Raw genomic sequence first — 3,038 nt, 5'->3', positions numbered from 1 at the left:
GCCTCAAGCAGGGCCGACTGCGTCTTCGGCGGGGCGCGGTTTATCTCGTCCGCGAGCAGGACGTTCGTGAATATCGGCCCCTTAACCAGCTCGAAGGTTCCAAGGTTCTGACGCCACACCTTGGTTCCCAGTATGTCCGCCGGAAGAAGGTCCGGTGTGAACTGGACGCGCTTGTAGTCGAGTCCCAGAACCTTTGCAAAGGCCTTGGCCAGCAGCGTCTTTCCAAGACCTGGGTGGTCCTCAAAGAGGACGTTTCCGTTCACGAGCGCCGCGGCGAGCGTCTCCACGATAACCTCCCTGTTCCCAATGTATACCTCGGAGATTGCGTCAACAACATCCCCAACCGTTGAAACCATATCCTCAACCTTCATCTTCCACCCTCCAGTGCCTTTTCAACCTCTTCAAGCGCCCTTTTAACGAGGTCTGCCCTCTTTTCGAGTTCCCTCCTTTCGACCCTCTTGAGATACCAGCCGGGCGTGAAGGATGAGAGGCAGGGTTTGGAATACTCTATTATCGGCTCGCATATACTTCTTATTCTGTCCTCCCCAAGGATTCTGCCGTAGTGGGTGAGGTATATGACGAGCGGCGTTTTCCTGGCCCTGACCACGAAGTCCTCTATTGATGATTTCGCCCTCTCAAGCTCGGCATCCCCGAGGAAAGAAAGCTTAAACTCGTGCCTCTTCCACTCACCGACCAGGTAGTTCTCGAGGTTCTTCGACGTCAGGTAGTTCTGAACGGCAAGGGCCGCCAGCAGGACGGTCGAGGCGAGGACCAGCCAGTCGAAGTAGAAGACGAGCCTTGGATAGGAGTTCTGCACGTAGGGTCTGAGGGCATAGTACAGACCGTAGAAGGCAAAGACAGCCACGATGACGTTGAGGTTCTTTATGAAAAACCTTCCGCTCAGCACTCCCGCGGATTCGAGGGCGGCCAGGGCGTAGGATACCAGCACACCAGCCGAGACGTACAGGAAAGGCTTGGCAAACATGCCGACCCTGGACAGCTGTGAGGAGGCCATGTATATACCGTAGAGCAGGACTGCTATTCCAACGCCCCTCAGAGCGAACGCCTTTGCGTCAGGCAAGTCTGATGACATGGCCGAGAGGGTAACCCCGAGGACCACAAACGCCGCCGGAAGCCTGTAGTCTATGCCAATGTTCACGAGGGGGAGGGTGTAGACGGCGACAGCAATACCCGCCCCCTTTACAAGGGTTGCAAGCGACCCAGACTTAGTTGTGACCCTGATGATGGACGACAGGAACAGCGCGGCAAACGCTATCTCCACGCTCAGAAGGTACGGCATGAGGTAGTCCCTGAAGAGGGGATGCCTGAACAGCACGTAGACGAGAACCATTATGACGGGGTAGAAGATTAGCGAAACGTCAGCCCTCCTTCCCATAGCAGTCACCTCCAATCGCTTCCCTAAGGTCTCTGTAGAACTTCAGAAAGTCCTCCTCTCCGAGTTCGTAGAGGCTGTATCTGGCAACCTCAAAAACCCACGTCAGTCTCTTTATGGCCTCGGCCTTCTCCGGGAACCTCTTCGCGAGAGCCTCGGCTATCTCCTCGGGAGTTAAATCCTTCACCCTCACAAAACTCCGGGCGTACCGCAGGAAGCACTCGTTGTACAGCCTCATAATCTCCTCCCTGAAATCTACGACCCTCACCTTAACCCTTTCGCCAGTTTCCCTCGCCTCAATGATGTGAACGCCCTTGGGCAGGCTGAGTTCAAACCTCCTGCCCCTTCCAACCGGCTTCCCGTCCACAACCAGCTCAACTTCCCTCCTCGCCTTAACGACAACCCTCTCACCAATCCCGTACACCGGCGGCTCCCTGTCGAGGACGAGAACCCCCTTCCTTTCCCTCGAGACCCCGGATATGACCTTTCCGAGCCGCTCCCTCTTCTTGTACGCGAAACCTGCAACCCCGAACAGCGGAACGAGGAGAAGCAACCAGAGGAACGATGAAACACCGGCAACCTTAACCTCAAATTCCCTCTCCGCCGGAAGGTGAAGGCTGTCCCCTTTGAACTCCACGACACCTTTGAAGCTCCCGGTTGATGTTGGAAGAACCGTGAAGACTGCCCACCCGGAGGCGTTTGTATAAGCCCTGTGAGTTCCGAAAAGATGGAGCGTAACCTCGGCGTTCACCAGCGGGTCTCCAAAGGCGTCGGTCAGCCTTACCTTGACGATTCCCCTTGAGAGCCTCTTCATCTGAGATGTCACGACCTGAATTCTCGTGGGTGAGAGCACCGTTACGGTGTAAGCGGCGAGCGGATAGCCCTCGTAGGCAAAGGGAACGGTGTACCTTCCGGGCTTGGCCGTAACGTTGAACTCCGTTGAGAAAACGCCGTTGGCGATGGGAACGGAAACAGTACCCCACGGAAGGCCTATGGTGATGTTTCCCCTGGTGACACCCCTCAGTGTTCCGTTGACCCGAACCTTCCTGAAAACAACCCATTTTGTTGGCATCGTAACGTTCAGCTCAACGACGTGAACCGTAACGACCTTTTCCGCCCTCGACGTCTTGGAATCCCCTGGATACTGAAAGAGCAACTCGTAGGAGCCGGGTTTGGTCAGGTTGGCCGTAAACGTGAAGTAGCCGTTTGGACCAGTCGTTGAGGCAGATAGGAACCGGTAGGTGGGGGCTATGAGGTAAACGCTGATTTTCCTGCCGATGAGAGGAGTTCCGTTGGCCAGGTACAGCCTCCCCGAAACCGTAACGTTGCCCGGCTTGGAAACGACCGTCGAAGGCAGACTTAGTATCGTTCTCTCCTTGACGGTGACGACGGGGTCGCTGTTGGACGGCATGAAGAACTCGTTGCCCAGGTAGTGGGCGATAATTACGTAGTTCCCTGGAGGAAGCGAATCCGGAACGGTGCAGTTAACGGCAAATTTTCCATTGATTACGGAACCGCGTCCAATCACTATTCCCCTCGAGTTCTTTGACTCGTTGAGCGTTATCACGACGGTTCCGAGGGCGGGCTGGCCGTTGTCTCCGAAGACCGTTCCCTTGACCGTAAAGGGCGTGCCCGTTGTTATCGT

3 protein-coding genes are annotated in these 3,038 nt (G+C 55.8%); all 3 read right to left on the bottom strand.

The window, feature by feature from the left end; translation table 11 throughout:
• Positions 1-371 (bottom strand): AAA family ATPase (locus MVK46_RS02885; RefSeq protein WP_297535143.1); only part of this gene is annotated, 371 nt, incomplete at its 3' end.
• Complete coding sequence (locus MVK46_RS02880; RefSeq protein ID WP_297535141.1) at positions 368-1,396, bottom strand: hypothetical protein; 1,029 nt, start codon at positions 1,394-1,396, stop codon at positions 368-370. The genes MVK46_RS02885 and MVK46_RS02880, both read right to left, overlap by 4 nt.
• Positions 1,380-3,038, bottom strand: a 1,659-nt coding sequence (locus MVK46_RS02875; protein WP_297535140.1) for an Ig-like domain repeat protein, incomplete at its 5' end; no start/stop codon positions are given. The genes MVK46_RS02875 and MVK46_RS02880, both read right to left, overlap by 17 nt.

The sequence above is a fragment of the Thermococcus sp. genome (assembly GCF_027066465.1).
Classification (GTDB): Archaea; Methanobacteriota_B; Thermococci; order Thermococcales; family Thermococcaceae; genus Thermococcus.
This window is presented reverse-complemented; position numbering and strand designations above follow the sequence as displayed.

Coding starts and splice junctions, on each gene's coding strand:
- MVK46_RS02880 (WP_297535141.1), bottom strand. CDS start 1,396: ATGGGAAGGAGGGCTGACGTTTCGCTAATCTTCTACCCCGTCATAATG.